This window comes from Paraburkholderia elongata (genome assembly GCF_013177735.1).
GTDB lineage: Bacteria > Pseudomonadota > Gammaproteobacteria > Burkholderiales > Burkholderiaceae > Paraburkholderia > Paraburkholderia elongata.
In genome coordinates this window covers 1-16,788 of the sequence record NZ_WOEZ01000102.1, presented here as the reverse complement: position 1 = coordinate 16,788, position 16,788 = coordinate 1, and the positions used below count along the sequence as shown (strand labels likewise).

Sequence of the window (16,788 nt, the reverse complement as noted above, 5' to 3'; positions counted from 1 at the left end):
GGGGCCGGACAGGCCGTTAAACCGTTTTTCTATTGCCGCAGTTCGCACCGCAACCACGTCGGCGACTCAGTACGCTGGAAGCTACGCGCATCAAAAAGCGCCGGAATTCGGAATATACGCGACGAATCAACGGAATAGCAAATAAAACGTGGTGATTGAACCCCAATTATCAAGTTGGTGCATTGCGGTTAGTTTTTATTGGTGCCATATCAAAAGTGGTGCAAAGAAAACGGCATCCGAAGATGCCGTTCCGGGTACAACCCTTTGATGCGAAACGCCTTATTGTGTCTGCGGCGTTTCGCGCACCTTGCGCGGCCGCCCGCGCGGCAGCGGCGAAACGCGCCGGTTGGCGGCTCGCGCCGCCCATTCGCGGTAGGTATCGCTGCCCAAAACCCAGCCTTTCAGGGTGGCCTGCTGAAGCTGACTGGCTTCGCGTTCGTCGAGCGGCTGCTCGCACAACTCGCGGTATGCGCGCTGCCGTTCGAACGGCGTGTTGCCGAGCGACCAGTACAACGGGTGATCGGTAATCAGGCTGTCGAGCGTCAGGCCGATGTGGTGGCGGTAGCTCGACCAGCGGTAGTCCTCGGGCGCGCTCACGAGCCCGGCGCGCACCGGGCACATCTCGACGACCCGGCTCGCGAGCAGGAAGTAGCGCTCGCCTTCGATCACCGTGGCGCGGTAGCGCCCTTCCCATAAGGTGCCACGGCGCGCGTAACGCCGGTTGAAGTGCGCCACGTAGCGGCGCCCCACAGCTTGCATCGCCTTCGGCAGGCTCGACTCTTCAGTCGGCGTGACGAGCAGTTGCACAGCGCCAGGCATCAACGCATACGCGTGGATGGATAAGTGATGGTCGCGCGAAGCCGCTTTCAGACAGTCGATGAAAAGCTCGTAGTCCTGGTCGTCGACAAATGCGGGCTGCTGATCGAGTCCACGGAGGATGACGTGCTGCGGCTGGTCAGGGACATAGAGACGTGCAAGCCGTGCCATGCTGAAGTATCCAATAGTCGCGTTGGTATATACCCGAAGGTCCGAAAAGCCGCATGGGCGCTGGGTTCGGCGCGGCGCGGCTTAGCCAGAAACCGCCCGGCGCTTAGGGAGAAAGCTCTAACTGCCGCGTATGGTTTGTTTCAAACGTTGTGGTCATAATGAGCGGGCCTTTTTTGGAGGAGCACATATGAAATTAAAACAGGCCATAACGGGGATCGCGGCGCTCGCCTGCATGACGGCAGCTCACGCGCAATCGGCCGGCAGTTTTTACGCTACGACAGGGTGGTTCCATTTCGCCCCCCAAGACAGTAGCGATCCGTTGAAGGAAACAAGTGTCGGCGGGACACCCGTCAACATCTCGCTACCCGGCACGGGCGCTGGCATCGACAGCTCCGACACCCTCGGGTTAAGCCTAGGCTACTTTGTCACCGATCACATCTCCGCGGAAGCCGAAATCGGCATTCCGCCGAAATTCAATCTGCTAGGCACAGGCTCCTTCGAGCAATTCGGTACGCTCGGCTCCGCGAAGCAATGGAGTCCTGCTCTCCTGTTCAAATACTACTTCAACGACGCCACCGCAAAGTTCCGACCGTATGCCGGCCTCGGCGTCACGTACGTCTGGTTCACGGACGCGAAGATCACCAACACTGCGTTTGAACAAGGCGTACTGCATGGTCCGACCTCGGTATCTACGGATCGTTCCTGGGCACCTGTGTTTAATCTCGGTTTCAACTATGCGTTCACCAAACACTGGTTCGCAGGGCTCTCCGTCTCATACATACCCCTCAGCGTAACCGCGAAACTGACCTCGAACGCGGCGACTCCGGTCGGCAACCTGACCGTGACGTCTGAGGCAAAAATCAGGCTCAACCCGATCGTTACTTTCGCGAAGATAGGTTACGTCTTCTAGGGAGGCAGGCTGTGCCTGCATGGATCGAACCGTCGCGAACAGTCCGCACCTCGGCCAAACGCCGTCACACATGTGACGGTGTTTTTGATTTTATGCCTCTGTCACCTATTTTGGTAAATGCCAGATGCATTGTAATTTTGACCACCGAGCGACCTTTCAAGTGCAATTTCTGCCGCTAGAAACCGTCGGCACGCGTGCGATGATCTTGCTGGAACACCGCGCAGCCTTTGGCATTGAAGTTGCGTGACGCAGCAAATTGGGCAAGCGGCTCGAAGTTGCGCGCCCGTCTGAACGACACCCGCGAAGCCATGCGCCAGCGTGCCGAAGTGACGATCTCGGACGCCCAAGAGTATGTGCGCGAAAATCCATGGCAGACGATTGCGATCGTCAGCGGCGTCGCGCTAATGGCGGGCACGCTGTTCGCGTCGCGACTGCGTTAAGCGGCAGCCGGGTCGCCGCCTCGGTGGCGGCATTGCACGACGGGCATGCGCACCGGCGACGCATCCCCGCGCCGATGCGCATCGGCGCCAACCCAATCAGTTGTCGTCGATCACGAACAGCCGCTGATACTCCTTCACCGCATATCGATCCGTCATGCCCGCGATGTAGTGGGCGATCAGGCGCGGTTGCTGCGACGCGTCCGTGGATTGATAGCCGGGTGGCAATAGCCGCGGATCTTCCGTGAACGCGTCGAACAGGCCGGCCACTACGCGGCGCGCCTTGTTGGCCATGCGCATGACGCGATAGTGGCGGTACAGGTTCTTAAATAGAAAGCGCTTGAGCGCCGCCGCCTGCGCGGCGATCGCTTCGCTATGCGCGACCAGCGGCGGTGCGGCGCGCACGGCGTCCAGCGAGACTGGCGCGTGTCTTGCAAGATTGAGCGAGGTTGTATCGATCAGGTCGACGATCAACGTGTTGATGATGCGGCGCACGGTCTCGTGAATCAGCCGGCGCCCTTCGATCTCCGGAAAGTCGCCACGCGCCGCCGCGTAGTGCGTCTGCCATAACTCCACTTCGGCAAGCTGCTCCACGGTGAGCAGGCCCGAGCGCAAGCCGTCGTCGACATCGTGATTGTTGTACGCGATCTCATCGGCGACATTGGCGATCTGCGCTTCGATGGAAGGCTGCCGCCCCTCGAGAAAACGCTCGCCGAGCGCACCGAGCCGCCGCGCGTTCTCGCGCGAGCAGTGCTTGAGAATGCCCTCCCGCGTTTCGAAGCAGAGGTTCAGGCCATTGAACGCGCCGTAGTGCTCTTCCAGATCGTCGACCACCGCGAGGCTTTGCAGGTTGTGCTCGAAGCCGCCGTGTTCGCGCATGCATTCGTTCAGCGCGTCCTGGCCCGCATGGCCGAAAGGCGTATGGCCAAGGTCGTGCGCGAGCGAAATAGCTTCGACGAGGTCTTCGTTGACGCGCAGATTGCGCGCGACCGAACGCGCAATCTGCGCGACTTCGAGGCTGTGCGTAAGGCGCGTGCGAAACAGATCGCCCTCGTGATTCACGAACACCTGAGTTTTGTATTCAAGTCGGCGGAACGCCGTCGAATGGACAATGCGGTCGCGATCGCGCTGGAATTCGGTGCGCGCGCTCGGCGCGGCTTCGGGATAGCGGCGGCCGCGCGACTGGGCGGAATGTGCCGCATACGGCGCGAGATGCGCTTCGAGTGCTTCCTGCGATGGCACGCCGCTCACGGGCGTGCCTGCCGGGTCATTCTTTACATCGTCGTTGCGCCTGTCAGTCACCGGATTCTCCGAAACATGGGCGGCGCCTCGTGACGCTGGTGCGTATTGCCTTGCTGCCAAGCCTTCGCCGAGTCGGTCTAGACGGCGGCGGCCAGCGTGGCGTGCACCTCGGCGTCGGGTGCCTGGGTGATGAGCGTCTCACCGAAACGCTTCAGCAGAATGAATTTGATCGCGCCGGCTTCCGCCTTCTTGTCGACCCGCATGAGGTCGACGTAACGCGAATCGCCAAGCGCGGGCGCCCGAATGGGCAAATGCGCGGCAACAATCACGTCGACCAGACGCTTGCGCGCCGCTTCATCGAGATAACCCATGCGCACTGACAGGTCCGCCGCCATCACCATCCCGCAGCCGACCGCCTCGCCGTGCAGCCATTCGCCGTAGCCAAGTCCGGCTTCGATCGCATGGCCGAAGGTGTGGCCGAAATTGAGGATCGCGCGCAGTCCGCCTTCGCGCTCGTCTTGCGCCACGACCGACGCCTTGATCTCGCACGAGCGCTTGACCGCCTCGGCCAGCGCTGCGGGCTCGCAGCGATTGAGCGCCTCGATGTTCGCTTCGATCCAGCTGAAGAAACCGGCATCGGCAATCGCGCCGGTCTTGATCACTTCGGCGACGCCCGCTGCCAGTTCGCGCGCCGGCAGTGTGCGCAGCGCGCCGATGTCGGCGATCACTGCTTGCGGCTGGTAGAATGCGCCGATCATGTTCTTGCCGAGTGGATGGTTGATACCGGTCTTGCCGCCCACCGACGAATCGACTTGCGACAGCAAGGTGGTCGGTACCTGGATGAACGGCACGCCGCGCATGTAGCAGGCCGCGGCAAACCCCGTCATGTCGCCGATCACGCCGCCGCCGAGAGCGATCAGCGTGGTCTTGCGATCGGCGCGCGAGCCGAGCAGCGCGTCGAAAATCAGGTTCAGCGTGTCGAGGTTCTTATACGCTTCGCCGTCCGGCAAAACGACCGTGGACACCTGCTTGCCGAGCGGCGCGAGCGCCGCGCGCAGCGTGTCGCCATAGAGCGGGTCAACCGTGGTGTTCGTGACGATCGTGACCGAACTGCCGGCGATATGCGGCGCGAACAGCGCGGTCTGGCCGATCAGATCGGCACCGATATGGATGGGGTAGGCGCGCTCGCCCAGTTCGACATTGACGGTAATCATACGATCCATTATGACGCAGGATGTTTGGCGACGCCGGCCATCTCGAGCTGCATCAGAACCATGTTGACGAGTCCGTTGACCGAAGGCCGGCCGGTTTCGATCACAAAGTGCGCGCATTCCCGGTATAGCGGATCGCGTACTTCGTAGAGCGCTTCGAGGCGCGCTTTGGGGTCTTCGGTCTGCAAAAGCGGGCGATTCTTGTCGCGCCGGGTGCGCAACCACAAATCGTGCGGATTGGCGCGCAAATAGATCACCAAGCCCCGATTCCGCAGCGCTTCGCGATTTTCCGGCCGCAGCACCGCGCCGCCGCCCGTGGCCAGCACGATATTTTCGCGCCCGGTCAGCTCGGAAATCACGTGCGCCTCGCGTTCGCGAAAGCCCGCTTCGCCTTCCAGCTCGAAAATCACCGGGATGCGCGCGCCCGTGCGCGCCTCGATTTCATGATCGGAATCGAAGAACGGGCGATCGAGACGGCGCGCAATGGCCCGGCCCACGGTGGTTTTGCCTGCCCCCATGAGCCCTACAAAAAATACATTGGCGTGTGCGTCCCGCGCTTGCAACGGTGTCCTCTGGCTAATCCGGTATGGTTCGTGCCGCAGCTTACTGGCAAAGCGGCTGCCTTGTCGAGCCTGCAGGCCGCCGCTGGAGAGCGGAGGCAGCATGCCCCTAATTTGTCTGAACGACGCGCGGCGTGATGAAAATGGCCAGTTCACTGCGCTGGTCCCGATGGGCCCGATGGCGAAAAAGCGCACCTAAAATGGGTATTTTGCCCAGGACCGGCACCCGCGTCACATCGTCCCGGTCGTCGGTCGCGTAAATTCCGCCGATCGACACCGTACCACCATCTTCGACTTCGACGCGCGTTTGCACGTGTTTGGTGTTGATCGCGGGTCCGGCGTCGGTCTGCTCGCCCACGCTGTCTTTCGCGACATCGAGGTCCAGCACCACTCTGCCATCCGGCATGATTTGCGGCTCAACCTCCAGTTTGAGCGTGGCGCGGCGAAACTGCACGCCCGACACGCCCTGCCCCACTTTCGCCTGATAGGGCAGCTCGGTGCCCTGCTCGACGACCGCTTTCATCCGGTCCGCCGTCACGACCCGGGGGCTCGAGACGATTTCGCCGCGCCCTTCGGCCTCCAGCGCGCTCAGCTCGATGTTCAGGAGCCGCGTCGCCCCGGCTGCGAACAAGGTCAGCCCGGCGGTGGCGGCGTCAAAACCGGAAATCGGCCGCGCCGACAGATCGTATAGGGTGCCGTCCTTGCCACCCGTCAAGCCTCGGGCGGTGCCGTCAGCGTTGGCGGCCGCCATGGAAAGCCGCACGCCGAGATTGCGCGAAAACCCATGCTCGCCCTCGACGATACGCGCTTCGATCAATACCTGACGGGTGGGCCGGTCGACGGAGGCAAGCAACGCCGTGATTTGCGCAAGGCGCCCTTCGAGATCGGTGACGAACAGCAGATTGGTGCGCGGATCGGCAGTCGCGGCGCCGCGTTTGGACAGTACGCGCTGGTTGCCGGCGCCGGTCAGCAGGCGCCGCACGTCTTCGGCGCGAGCGTAGTGCAGCTGGAACGTGCGGCTTGCGAGCGGCTCAAGATCGGCGGCCCGGGCGTGCGCTTCGAACCGCTGCCGTTCACGCGCGGCCAGATCCGCAATCGGCGCGACCCAGATCACGTTGCCATGGCGCTCCATTGCCAGCCCGTTGACGTCTAGCAAGGTATCGAACGCGGTACGCCACGGCACCTTGTCGAGTCGTAGTGAAACGGCGCCGCGCACTCTCTCGCTCGCTACGATGTTCAGTCCGGTGAACTGGGCGAACGCGTTGAGCACCGCGCCGAGTTCGGCGCGCAGGAAGTTAAGCGAGATCGGTTTATCGTCAGCGGCGAGTCTGGCGTCTGCAGGCGTTTTCGGTGCGTCGCTCAGGCGCGCAAGCGGAGGCAGCGGCACCGGCGGTCCTTCGAGCGCCGAGATTCCGGTGATGTCGTCGCGCGCCGACGCTGCGGATTGCCTCCGCAGTGGCACTGAACCGTCTGCGTCACCGGCCAGGTCGTCGGCACGTCCGATCTCGGCGGTTGCCGCCGCTCGCGATACGCCGGGCTCGTCTGCGGAATCGTCGCGGAATGGGTTGGGCACTTCAGCAGCGACGCCGCGCGGCAGCGGCGGTACGTCGTATCGAGCATCGAGCGGCGCAATGGCGCCGTCGAGCGGCATGTGCGCGGGGAGCGGCGGCAGCGGTGGTGGCGAGGCGTGCGCGATGCCGACACTTAATGCCATGCCGGCGAGCAAGCTGCAAAGAAGGCTGCAAAGCGGACTGCGAACCGGACTGCAAAGCGAACTGCAAAACGCGCCACCACGCGTCCTTGCAGGCACGCCGCGGCACACACCAAGGCCAAAACACACACGACCGCCAACGCGCGACGTGGCGAGACCGAACGGCTTCATCAGCCTCATCAGGACGCCTCCGCCAGTGCCAGCGTGCGTGTCGCGCCGCCATTGGCCAAGGTGATGCTGAGCGCGTCAAGCCGCGTGACACGCTCTGTACCGAGTTGTTGCCCGGACACGACCGTGGTCGCGCCATCCGGCGTATCGAGCAAGGCGAGTCCGCGTGTGCGATCGTGCAGCAAGCCGACGAGGCGCAGTTGAGAGGCGTCAGGCTGCTGCTCGCCGGACGCGAGCATCTGCGGAAGCGAGAACGGGTCAAAGAACACGATGTCTTCTTCGTCGTCCGAATCGAGGCTCTCGTCGGCAAACGCGTCCGCAGTGGCAGTTGATGGCACCGGCCTCAACGCACTGAATACGTGCAGCGTTGCCCTCACCGCTAACGAAGCAGCATCGCGGTTGACCGTCACGTCTACAGGAACGATCAGCACCGGCAGATCCGATAGGCCGCGCAGAAATGCCATCAGGTGGACGAAATCGGTGTGCGCGGTGAGCTGTATAGGACGCATGCTTTCGGCACCCGAGCCGCTGGCGGCGCCCGGCTCTACCGAGAGCAACGAGACGCTGTTCTGTGCCGCGAGTTCGGACACGATGCGCACATCGTCCGCGGATGTCCATGACGCAGGCAACCGTGCGCCCGGCATGGCGGCAGCTTCCCGGCGCAGCGCGGGCAATTGCGCCAGCGCGCGGCGCGCATCCGCGAGATGCCGCGTGGCCGCCTCCAATGCCGTACGGCTCGCCTCGACCCCGCCGAGATCGGCCACAACCCAGCCATGCGCGCCAAGTCCGAACACCACTGCAGCGATCAGCAATGCGGCCACCCACCGGCGCCGACGACTCCAGGCAGCAAGCGGCAGGCGCATACGCTTGATCCACTGTGAAAAAGAGGGCCGCGCGCTCGCCGCGCCGCCGAACTCGACAAAAGTCGTACTCATTTCGTACCTCCTGATTGTTCAGACTTCATGGGACGTTGCGCCGCAAGGCCGGACGTATGGACCGTTTTCTTGCGCGGGTCGCCCCAGCGCAGATGCGCTCCGAATTCGATCGGGCCGGTCACGTTGGCCGCCGCAACCGCACCGCTGCGTGGCGCGGAGCGACGCAGCTCGTTTACCTCCGCGCCCTTCACGCCGCGGATCGCGCTCAAACGTTTGAGCCACTCGGCCGACGCGATATGTCCGCGCGAGGTCGCGAGCAACTCCGTCTCGTACTCGCGCTGGCGCAACTGCTGCAGCACCACGCCATCACCGGGTTCAAAACTCAATGCATTCAGCAGATCGCGCAAATGCGTAAGCGGCTCGGACAAGTTCATCGCACGCGCCGCGCCGTTGCGTTGTTCGTCTTGCGCGCGCAGTAACCTGGCGTGCTCCGCGAGCGGCATGGCCAGATGCGTCAGCGATTGTTCGATCGACGCGCGCTGTGCATCGAGCCGCGCCCTTTCGAACGCTTGCCACCCGGCTAACGCGAGCACGGCCGCAAAACCGGCGAGCGCCGCGGCAACCCATTCGAGCAGACGCCGCCGGCGCGCGAGCCGCGCGTTGCGTTGCCTATACGGCAGCAGATTGAAACCGCCGAGCCACGGCGGTGCGAAGCGCGCGCCACGCGTAGAAGCCCGCTTGTTCGGGCCCGCCGGATCCAAACCGAAACGCAGGCCGCGCATCATTCGAGCACCCCACGCAATGCAAGTCCGAAGGCAACCGCGGCGGCAGGCTCGTGCAACAACGGGTCGTGCAGTTGACGTGCGAGCCCACCAAGCGCCGCACATTCGAACGGCAGCACAGTGCAGCCCAACACGTCGGCTATATCCGCAATCGAGAAACCCACGCCGTCGAGCAAATTGACCTCGCCACTCAACAACGCGCAGTCGAGTACGGGGCCGTGGACGAGATCGCGCAACGCGTCGGCGAGATCGGCGTGCTCGGGCGCGGGGTAACGCATTTCGCCAACCAGGCAGTCGTCGACGATGCGCCAGCCGTACACGCCGTCCGTGCCGATCCAGAGCGCGACATAGGGCTCGTGCGGATCGAGTTCGTGGCTCGCCGCGTAGCGCATGGCGCGCAAAGCCGCATGCGGCTCGCCATCGATCGCAGTGAGCGAGATACCGGCGGTCGCCGCGCATTCGATACGTGCCTCGAGATGCTGGCGTGCGGTTGCGGCGATCGTCACGGAACGGATCGGCGAACGCTTTTCGTCGACGAACCAGTCGACCGCCAACGCATGCCGCTCGAGGCCTGCGATGCGCTCGACTTCGCTCATCACCGCCGGTTCGAGTTCGGCGAGTTCATGGCCGCCGTCTTCCGTACAACCGGCGAGCGTGGCGAGCCGTGTGAGCGGCACGGTGGTTGTCAATGTGGCCGAAGCGGGCAGCGCCATCGCGCATCGCAATGCATGCGTCGCACACGCGCGCGGCAGACCGGCGAATGCGTCGCGCAACGCACGCGCCACCGCATGCCGGTCGGCGATCTCCGTGCCGGCCATCGCGCCGGCGCCAAGCGGCACGGTGCCCGCGTATTCGATATGCAGCGCGGCACGTGCGCGCGAATGCTGACTCACCACGACCAGACGCACCGCCTGCGAACTCACATCGATCCCCGCTGCAAAACGCTGCGCACCGAGTCGCACACTTTGAAGCCACGAACTTTTGAACGTCATCACGCCCTCCCTCAGACTCACGCGACGAACCATTCGAACGCGCGTAACGAGGAAGAATTGTGCGTAGCCGCGCCGCCGCGCGACACTCAGCCAAATGGCTAACGTTGCGCGACGCGCGCCCTCTCCGCCATCAAAGCGTCTACAGTGAAGTCATTCCTGCGCGGCGCGCCGACTTGTCAAGAACTGTCAGTAAGCACGCCGAAAGCTGAAAAGCGAGGCGGCTATAATCGCGGGACTGTATTTTGGTGCCCATATGCAATCCACGTCTCCTACGTCCCCGCCGCCTGCGCCGCCGAAGCGCAAGCGCCCCTTGTGGCTCAAGCTCATCATCGGCTTTGTGGGTCTGATCGTCGCAGGCATCCTGTGCGTGCTGCTGGTGCTTGGCTATGCGCTGGTGGTCGCGACGCCGAACCTGCCGTCGCTCGACGCGCTGACCGACTACCGGCCGAAGGTGCCTTTGCGCATCTATACGGCCGACCACGTGCTGATCGGCGAATTCGGTGAAGAGAGGCGCGACATCGTCCATATCCAGGACGTGCCCGACAGCCTGAAGAAAGCCGTGCTGGCAATCGAAGACGCGCGCTTCTACGATCACGGCGGCGTCGACCTCACAGGCATCGCGCGAGCCGGCTTTGTCGCGCTGACCAATGGTCACGCCACGCAAGGCGCCAGCACGATCACCATGCAGGTGGCGCGCAACTTCTTCCTTTCGAGCGAGAAGACCTACACGCGCAAGATCTACGAGATGCTGCTCGCGTACAAGATCGAGTCGAAGCTGACGAAAGATCAGATTCTCGAGGTGTACATGAATCAGATCTATCTCGGGCAGCGCGCGTATGGCTTCGCGAGCGCGGCGCGGGTGTATTTCGGGAAAGATCTGAAGAACCTGACTCTGGCGGAATCCGCCATGCTGGCGGGGCTTCCGAAGGCGCCGTCCGCGTATAACCCGGTGGTCAATCCGAAGCGCGCGAAGATCCGTCAGGAGTACATCCTGCAGCGCATGTACGAATTGCACTACATCACTCAGGAACAGTACGACGAGGCAAGCAAGCAGCCACTGGTCGTCAAGGGCGCGGGCAAGGAGTTCAGCGTGCACGCGGAGTATGTCGCGGAAATGGTGCGGCAGATGATGTACGCGCAGTATCGCGAGGAGGCATACACGCGCGGCCTGAACGTCGTGACCACCATCGACTCGGCCGATCAGGACGTTGCTTACCGGGCGCTGCGCAAGGGCCTGATGGACTACGAACGGCGCCACGGATATCGCGGCCCGGAAGCGTTCATCGATTTGCCGTCCGATGCGGACGACCGCGAACAGGCCATCGACGACGCGTTGCTCGAGCATCCCGACAACGGCGAAATCATCGCCGCGGTGGTGACGGCGGCGAGCCCGAAGCAGGTGCAGGCCACCTTCATCGACGGCAACGTCGCGACCATTCAGGGCGATGGCCTGCGCTTCGCGCAGTTCGCGCTCGGCACACGCGCGCAGCCGAATCAGCGCGTGCGGCCCGGCGCGATTATTCGCGTCGTGAAGGATGACGACGGCAACTGGTCGATTACGCAGTTGCCGCAAGTGGAAGGCGCGTTCGTTTCGGTGGTGCCGCAAGATGGCGCGATTCGTGCGCTGGTCGGCGGCTTCGACTTCAACAAGAACAAGTTCAACCACGTGACCCAGGCGTGGCGCCAGCCTGGTTCGAGCTTCAAGCCGTTCATCTACTCGGCCTCGCTCGAAAAGGGGCTCGGACCGGCCACGGTGATCAATGATGCGCCACTCTTTTTCAGCGCGGCGGAGACAGGTGGCCAGGCGTGGGAACCGAAGAACTACGGCGGCGGTTTCGATGGTCCGATGACCATGCGCACCGCGCTGCAGAAGTCGAAGAACCTTGTGTCGATTCGCATCCTGAACCAGATCGGCACCAAGTACGCGCAGCAATACATCACGCGTTTCGGCTTCGATGCGGATCGCCACCCGGCTTATCTGCCGATGGCGCTCGGCGCGGGTCTCGTCACGCCCTTGCAGATGGCCGGCGCGTTCTCGGTGTTTGCTAATGGCGGCTATCGCATCAACCCGTATCTGATCGCTGAAGTCACCGATCAGCGCGGCATCGTCGTGGCGCGCGCGCAACCGCTAGTCGCCGAGCAGAGTGCGCCGCACGCAATCGAACCGCGCAACGCGTATGTGATGAACAGCCTGCTGCAAAGCGTCGCGCAACGTGGCACGGGCGCGAAGAGCAACGTGCTGAAGCGTACCGATCTCGGCGGCAAGACCGGCACGACCAACGACTCGCGCGATGCGTGGTTCGCGGGCTATCAGCACACGCTCACGGCCATTGCGTGGATCGGCTACGACAATCCGCGCAGTCTCGGCGATAAGGAAACGGGGGGTGGCCTCGCGTTGCCGGTGTGGATCGAATACATGGCGCGCGCCCTCAAAGGCGTGCCGGACTACAAGATGCCGATGCCCGACGACGTGACCGAGCTCGGCTCAGAACTGTATTTCGACGATTTCACGCCGGGCCACGGTTTTGTCGCGACAGTCGGTGTCAGTCAAGCGGCACTGGATGCCGAGGCGAGCGGTGCGACCGCGGCGGCGCCCGAGCAAGTCGGCGAACAGGAAAAGCAGAACATCATGAACCTGTTCCGCGGGCACTGAGGGAGGCCATCGAAAGATGGCTCCAAGGTCCGTTAGAAAAAAACCGCCGCGCTGAACGCGCGGCGGTTTCGTTTGGACGGTGGCTTCAGCCGCTGGCTTTACGCTTCGAAGTGAACCGGCTCGCCAGCCTGCTGCGTCGCGTACTCCGACAGCGCGGCGAAAAACTCCGTGCCGCTGCGCGTATCGCGCCACTCACCGTCGACGAAGCGGAAGTGGAAACCACCCGCTTTCGCCGCGATCCAGATCTCGCTCATCGGCGGCTGCAGATTGACAATGATCTTCGAGCGGTTCTCGAATTCGAGGGTCAGGACATTACCGCTGCGCTCGAGTTCGATGTCGGCTTCCGTGTCGTCGAGCGCGCGTTCGATGGCGGCTAGCGCGGCTTCCGCGCGGGTCAGGTAATCACTATCGGACATGCTAAACTCCATCGATTATTTATTCAGGGACAGTCATGCGAGTCGTATCTCGGATGCGCGCGGCGGCGCCCGGCCGCGCGATTGTAGCGGGTTTAGCCATTCTCGCAGGTTGTGCACTTGCCGGCTGCGGACAACGCGGTTCGCTCTATTTGCCCACCGTGCCGCCGCTACCGGCCAAGCCGATCGATCGCACGCAACCGCCGCCGTCACCGTCATCCGGTGAAGTGAAACCGGGCGCGCAAACCGCCTCCCCGATCGGTGAGGTACCGGACACCACCGGCGCGCCGCTCTCGCTGTCGCCGGAAAGCGAACTTGCAGCACCGCCCGCGCCTGCCGCATCCGCTGCTGCGCCTGTGCAACCTGCCTCCGCTGTCACTCCCGCTCAATAAGACTTTCGCATGACTCGATCCGCATTTGACTACGTCGACGGCGTATTGCACGCCGAGGGCGTGTCCGCCGTCTCACTCGCCGAGCAGTTCGGCACGCCGCTGTACGTCTATTCGCGCGCCGCGCTCACCGAAGCCTGGAATGCCTACGCAGGTGCTTGCGCCGGCCGCCGCGCGACCGTGCACGTCGCCGTCAAGGCCAATAGCAATCTCGCGGTGCTGAACGTGTTCGCGCGCCTCGGCGCCGGCTTCGACATCGTGTCGGGCGGCGAATTGGCGCGCGTGCTGGCCGCGGGCGGCAAAGCGGAAAACACCGTGTTTTCCGGTGTCGGCAAGAATGCAGACGAGATGCGTCAGGCACTCGCCGCCGGCGTTAAATGCTTCAACGTCGAATCGATTCCCGAGCTTGACCGCCTGAATGCGGTTGCGGCGGAAATGGGCAAAAAAGCGCCCGTCTCGTTGCGCGTGAATCCGGACGTCGACGCGAAAACGCATCCGTATATTTCCACCGGCCTGAAGTCGAACAAGTTCGGCGTCGCGTTCGAAGACGCGCGGGCTACGTACCAAGCCGCCGCGGCAATGACGCATCTCGACGTGGTCGGCATCGACTGCCATATCGGCTCGCAGATCACTGAAGTCGCACCGTATCTGGACGCGGTCGACAAGGTTCTCGAACTGGTCGAACAGATCGAGCAGGACGGCGTGAAGATTCGCCACATCGACGTAGGCGGCGGTCTCGGTATCACGTACGACGACGAAACCCCGCCGGAAATTGGCGACTTCGTGCGCACTGTGCTGGATCGCATTGAAGCGCGTGGTCACGGGCATCGTGAGGTGTATTTCGAACCGGGCCGTTCGCTGGTCGGCAATGCGGGTGTGTTGCTCACGCGCGTCGAATTTCTGAAGCCAGGCGAAGAAAAGAACTTCGCCATCGTCGATGCGGCGATGACGGATCTCGCACGCCCCGCGATGTACGAGGCGTATCACGCGATCGAGGCTGTCGTTAAGCGCGACGTGCCCGCTCACGTGTACGACGTAGTCGGCCCGGTTTGCGAAAGTGGCGACTGGCTGGGTCGTGAGCGTCTGCTGGCGGTCGAACCGGGCGATCTGCTGGCGATTCGCTCGGCTGGCGCGTATGGCTTCGTGATGAGCTCGAACTACAACACCCGTCCGCGTGCGGCCGAGGTGATGGTTGATGGTACACAAGTGCATGTCGTTCGCGCTCGTGAGGAGATCAAGCAGCTGTTTGCGGGCGAAATGATCTTGCCGGCGTAAACATCAGAGCTTAAGCGACATATAAAAGGCGATGCCACTGCGGCATCGCCTTTTATCATTTGCGCGCTCTGCTCCTAGCGGTCAGGTCAGCGCGTCTTTAACCTCCGCTCGCGCAGCCATATGATCAAACGCCACCCCAACAACGCGACCATGATCGCGCCGTAGATCTTCGGCAAAATCAGGTCGTGCTTGCCCGCCTTCATCCACCAGAAGTGCAGAATCGCGAGCCCGCCGATCGCATAGATCGCGCGATGCAATGTCTGCCAGCGGCGTCCGAGTTTGCGCACCATCGCGCGCGGCGACGTAACGGCCAACGCGATCAGCAGCACGAACGCAGCAAAGCCCACGGTGATGAACGGCCGCTTGCCGATGTCCTTGAGAATCGCGGCGACATCGAACCACTTGTCGAACCACAGGTACGTGGTGAAATGGAGCGTCGCGTAGAAGAATGCGTAAAGGCCTAACATCCGGCGAAACCTGACCAATGCAGCGATGCCGGTCAGTCGACGCAACGGCGTCACGGCCAACGTGATGCAAAGAAAGACGAGCGTCCACAGCCCCGTCGAGCGCGTAATGAACTCGATCGGATTCGCGCCCAGCCGATCGGTCATGCCGAACAGCACGATGCGCGCGAGCGGATACCAGGCTGCGATAAACACCGCGATCTTGGCTGGCACGATCCAGCGCGCGCCACTTGCGGGGCGCTTTGCCGTGACTGTGGCCGTAGCCGACGCCTGCGCTGCTCGCGGCGCTTTGCGTTCGGTTTGAGTAATTGGTTGCGTATCGGAAGCCATGATCGCGCCGTCGTTCAGAAGTTTTTCTTCAGGTCCATACCCTGATACAGCGACGCAACCTGATCGCCGTAGCCGTTGAACATCAACGTCTTGCGCTTGGGCGTGAAGAAACCATCTTCGCCGATGCGCCGCTCGGTGGCCTGGCTCCAGCGCGGGTGATCGACGTTCGGATTCACATTCGAATAAAAGCCGTATTCGTTTGACGCGTATGTGTTCCAACTGGTCGGCGGCTGCTTGTCGAGGAAGCGGATCTTCACCAGCGACTTCGCGCTCTTGAAGCCGTATTTCCACGGCACCACCACACGGATCGGCGCGCCATTCTGATTCGGCAGCACTTGGCCGTAGAGGCCCATCGTCAGCAGCGTCAGCGGATTCATCGCTTCGTCCATCCGCAGACCTTCGGTGTACGGCCAGTCGAGTACCGGCGTCGACAGGCCGGGCATTTGCGACGGATCGGCGAGCGTGATGAATTGCACGTACCTGGCATTGCCGGTCGGCTGCACGCGCTTGATCAACTCCGAGAGCGGCACGCCGATCCACGGAATCACCATCGACCAGCCTTCGACGCAACGCAACCGGTACACGCGCTCCTCGAGCGGTGCGAGCTTCAGCAATTCGTCGATGTCGTACACCTTCGGATTCTTGATTTCGCCCTCAACGCTCACCTTCCACGGATGAGGGCGCAACGTACGGGCGTTGTGCGCGGGATCCGCTTTGTCGGTGCCGAACTCGTAGTAGTTGTTGTACGCGGTGATGTCCTTGTACGGCGTGATCTTGTCGAGCGCGACGAACTTCGCGTTGGTCTTCGCCGCGAGCTTTTGCGCCTTCGGATCCGGCGATGAATACGCTGCCAGCGCTTCGCCATTCACGCCGATCAGACTGCCGAGCGCTAACGCACCCGCGGCCTGCAACACGCGCCGCCGGTTCTCGAAGACCCGCTGCGGCGTGATTTCGCTGCGCGCGATGTCATCGCCGATGAGTTGAATTCTGTCGCTTCGCTTGATCCACATCGTGCTGCTCCTTGCCGGCCCATCGGTTGTCTATCTTACGGGGCCATATTGATGATCGGCTCGTTTGGCCACTCGCCCAGCCATCCGTAGGTACTGCTCTAACAAACACCCTGGATTCAGCGAATATTCCGCCAGACGTAAAAAAACCGCCGGTGCGAAACACGCGGCGGTTCTTAGTCGGCTCAGGACGGCAGATCTTACAGCTTGCCGTAGCTATGCAGCCCCGACAGGAACATATTAACGCCGAGGAACGCGAAGGTCGTCACCAGCAGGCCGGTCAGCGCCCACCATGCCGCCACCGCGCCGCGCAGGCCCTTCATCAAGCGCATATGAAGCCAGGCTGCGTAGTTCAGCCAGACGATCAGCGCCCACGTTTCCT

Annotated in this window: 17 protein-coding genes; 5 read left to right on the top strand and 12 right to left on the bottom strand. The window is 62.8% G+C overall.

Translation table 11 applies throughout. The features are described from left to right. Window positions 1-279: 279 nt before the first annotated feature. Entirely contained in the window at window positions 280-987 is a 708-nt protein-coding gene (locus tag GNZ13_RS19830; RefSeq protein WP_172167389.1) for a transposase, read from the bottom strand. A 187-nt stretch (window positions 988-1,174) separates the two neighbouring features. On the opposite strand from GNZ13_RS19830, the gene GNZ13_RS19825 reads away from it, so the two are divergent. Beyond that, window positions 1,175-1,897: an OmpW/AlkL family protein gene (locus tag GNZ13_RS19825; RefSeq protein ID WP_172167387.1), complete on the top strand. Its 723-nt coding sequence runs from the start codon at window positions 1,175-1,177 to the stop codon at window positions 1,895-1,897. Between the two features lie 227 nt (window positions 1,898-2,124). Then, the gene (locus GNZ13_RS19820; RefSeq protein ID WP_236002089.1) at window positions 2,125-2,337 is read left to right on the top strand and encodes a glycine zipper domain-containing protein; all 213 of its coding nucleotides are present in this window, start codon (window positions 2,125-2,127) and stop codon (window positions 2,335-2,337) included. Between the two features lie 96 nt (window positions 2,338-2,433). Here the strand turns inward: GNZ13_RS19820 and GNZ13_RS19815 are convergent, their stop codons facing one another. The 7 genes from GNZ13_RS19815 to pilM all read right to left on the bottom strand — a co-directional run bounded on the left by GNZ13_RS19815 (window position 2,434) and on the right by pilM (window position 9,875). Beyond that, on the bottom strand, window positions 2,434-3,636 hold the full coding sequence (locus GNZ13_RS19815; protein ID WP_172167386.1) for a deoxyguanosinetriphosphate triphosphohydrolase: 1,203 nt from the start codon (window positions 3,634-3,636) through the stop codon (window positions 2,434-2,436). A gap of 77 nt (window positions 3,637-3,713) precedes the next feature. Then, a complete protein-coding gene (gene aroB, locus GNZ13_RS19810; RefSeq protein WP_456238728.1) occupies window positions 3,714-4,790 on the bottom strand; it encodes a 3-dehydroquinate synthase in 1,077 nt (358 codons plus the stop codon). 8 nt (window positions 4,791-4,798) lie between these two features. After that, complete coding sequence (locus GNZ13_RS19805; RefSeq protein ID WP_172167382.1) at window positions 4,799-5,350, bottom strand: shikimate kinase; 552 nt, start codon at window positions 5,348-5,350, stop codon at window positions 4,799-4,801. Window positions 5,351-5,456: 106 nt separating this feature from the next. Then, on the bottom strand, window positions 5,457-7,061 hold the full coding sequence (locus tag GNZ13_RS19800; RefSeq protein ID WP_172167381.1) for a type IV pilus secretin PilQ: 1,605 nt from the start codon (window positions 7,059-7,061) through the stop codon (window positions 5,457-5,459). A gap of 176 nt (window positions 7,062-7,237) precedes the next feature. Further along, window positions 7,238-8,161: a hypothetical protein gene (locus tag GNZ13_RS19795; protein WP_172167379.1), complete on the bottom strand. Its 924-nt coding sequence runs from the start codon at window positions 8,159-8,161 to the stop codon at window positions 7,238-7,240. After that, on the bottom strand, window positions 8,158-8,883 hold the full coding sequence (locus tag GNZ13_RS19790; RefSeq protein ID WP_172167489.1) for a fimbrial assembly protein: 726 nt from the start codon (window positions 8,881-8,883) through the stop codon (window positions 8,158-8,160). Before GNZ13_RS19790 ends, GNZ13_RS19795 begins: the two co-directional genes overlap by 4 nt. Then, window positions 8,883-9,875, bottom strand: coding sequence for a type IV pilus biogenesis protein PilM (pilM, locus tag GNZ13_RS19785; protein ID WP_172167378.1), 993 nt, complete (start codon window positions 9,873-9,875; stop codon window positions 8,883-8,885). The genes GNZ13_RS19790 and pilM overlap by 1 nt, the downstream gene beginning before the upstream one ends. Before the next feature lie 253 nt (window positions 9,876-10,128). On the opposite strand from pilM, the gene GNZ13_RS19780 reads away from it, so the two are divergent. Further along, entirely contained in the window at window positions 10,129-12,528 is a 2,400-nt protein-coding gene (locus GNZ13_RS19780; RefSeq protein WP_172167376.1) for a penicillin-binding protein 1A, read from the top strand. A 98-nt stretch (window positions 12,529-12,626) separates the two neighbouring features. On the opposite strand, the gene cyaY is transcribed toward GNZ13_RS19780, so the two are convergent. Next, window positions 12,627-12,944, bottom strand: coding sequence for an iron donor protein CyaY (cyaY, locus tag GNZ13_RS19775; RefSeq protein WP_046567577.1), 318 nt, complete (start codon window positions 12,942-12,944; stop codon window positions 12,627-12,629). A gap of 35 nt (window positions 12,945-12,979) precedes the next feature. Between cyaY and lptM the strand changes: the two genes are divergently transcribed. Both lptM and lysA read left to right on the top strand, forming a co-directional pair. Beyond that, window positions 12,980-13,333: an LPS translocon maturation chaperone LptM gene (lptM, locus tag GNZ13_RS19770; protein ID WP_172167374.1), complete on the top strand. Its 354-nt coding sequence runs from the start codon at window positions 12,980-12,982 to the stop codon at window positions 13,331-13,333. Window positions 13,334-13,342: 9 nt separating this feature from the next. Then, window positions 13,343-14,605: a diaminopimelate decarboxylase gene (lysA, locus tag GNZ13_RS19765; RefSeq protein ID WP_172167372.1), complete on the top strand. Its 1,263-nt coding sequence runs from the start codon at window positions 13,343-13,345 to the stop codon at window positions 14,603-14,605. A gap of 86 nt (window positions 14,606-14,691) precedes the next feature. Here the strand turns inward: lysA and msrQ are convergent, their stop codons facing one another. The 3 genes from msrQ to ccsA form a co-directional block, all read right to left on the bottom strand. Further along, entirely contained in the window at window positions 14,692-15,399 is a 708-nt protein-coding gene (msrQ, locus tag GNZ13_RS19760) for a protein-methionine-sulfoxide reductase heme-binding subunit MsrQ (protein ID WP_172167371.1), read from the bottom strand. A 14-nt stretch (window positions 15,400-15,413) separates the two neighbouring features. After that, window positions 15,414-16,409: a protein-methionine-sulfoxide reductase catalytic subunit MsrP gene (msrP, locus tag GNZ13_RS19755; RefSeq protein WP_172167369.1), complete on the bottom strand. Its 996-nt coding sequence runs from the start codon at window positions 16,407-16,409 to the stop codon at window positions 15,414-15,416. A 197-nt stretch (window positions 16,410-16,606) separates the two neighbouring features. Next, window positions 16,607-16,788: cytochrome c biogenesis protein CcsA (ccsA, locus tag GNZ13_RS19750; RefSeq protein WP_171928181.1), on the bottom strand; the 182-nt coding region annotated here is incomplete at its 5' end.

What these genes read in the sequence shown, in the direction of transcription:
- GNZ13_RS19830 (WP_172167389.1), bottom strand. Translation starts at nt 987, where the DNA reads ATGGCACGGCTTGCACGTCTCTATGTCCCTGACCAGCCGCAGCACGTC.
- GNZ13_RS19825 (WP_172167387.1), top strand. Translation starts at nt 1,175, where the DNA reads ATGAAATTAAAACAGGCCATAACGGGGATCGCGGCGCTCGCCTGCATG.
- aroB (WP_456238728.1), bottom strand. Translation starts at nt 4,790, where the DNA reads ATGATTACCGTCAATGTCGAACTGGGCGAGCGCGCCTACCCCATCCAT.
- GNZ13_RS19800 (WP_172167381.1), bottom strand. Translation starts at nt 7,061, where the DNA reads ATGGCATTAAGTGTCGGCATCGCGCACGCCTCGCCACCACCGCTGCCG.
- GNZ13_RS19795 (WP_172167379.1), bottom strand. Translation starts at nt 8,161, where the DNA reads ATGAGTACGACTTTTGTCGAGTTCGGCGGCGCGGCGAGCGCGCGGCCC.
- GNZ13_RS19790 (WP_172167489.1), bottom strand. Translation starts at nt 8,883, where the DNA reads ATGCGCGGCCTGCGTTTCGGTTTGGATCCGGCGGGCCCGAACAAGCGG.
- pilM (WP_172167378.1), bottom strand. Translation starts at nt 9,875, where the DNA reads ATGACGTTCAAAAGTTCGTGGCTTCAAAGTGTGCGACTCGGTGCGCAG.
- GNZ13_RS19780 (WP_172167376.1), top strand. Translation starts at nt 10,129, where the DNA reads ATGCAATCCACGTCTCCTACGTCCCCGCCGCCTGCGCCGCCGAAGCGC.
- cyaY (WP_046567577.1), bottom strand. Translation starts at nt 12,944, where the DNA reads ATGTCCGATAGTGATTACCTGACCCGCGCGGAAGCCGCGCTAGCCGCC.
- lptM (WP_172167374.1), top strand. Translation starts at nt 12,980, where the DNA reads ATGCGAGTCGTATCTCGGATGCGCGCGGCGGCGCCCGGCCGCGCGATT.
- lysA (WP_172167372.1), top strand. Translation starts at nt 13,343, where the DNA reads ATGACTCGATCCGCATTTGACTACGTCGACGGCGTATTGCACGCCGAG.
- msrQ (WP_172167371.1), bottom strand. Translation starts at nt 15,399, where the DNA reads ATGGCTTCCGATACGCAACCAATTACTCAAACCGAACGCAAAGCGCCG.
- msrP (WP_172167369.1), bottom strand. Translation starts at nt 16,409, where the DNA reads ATGTGGATCAAGCGAAGCGACAGAATTCAACTCATCGGCGATGACATC.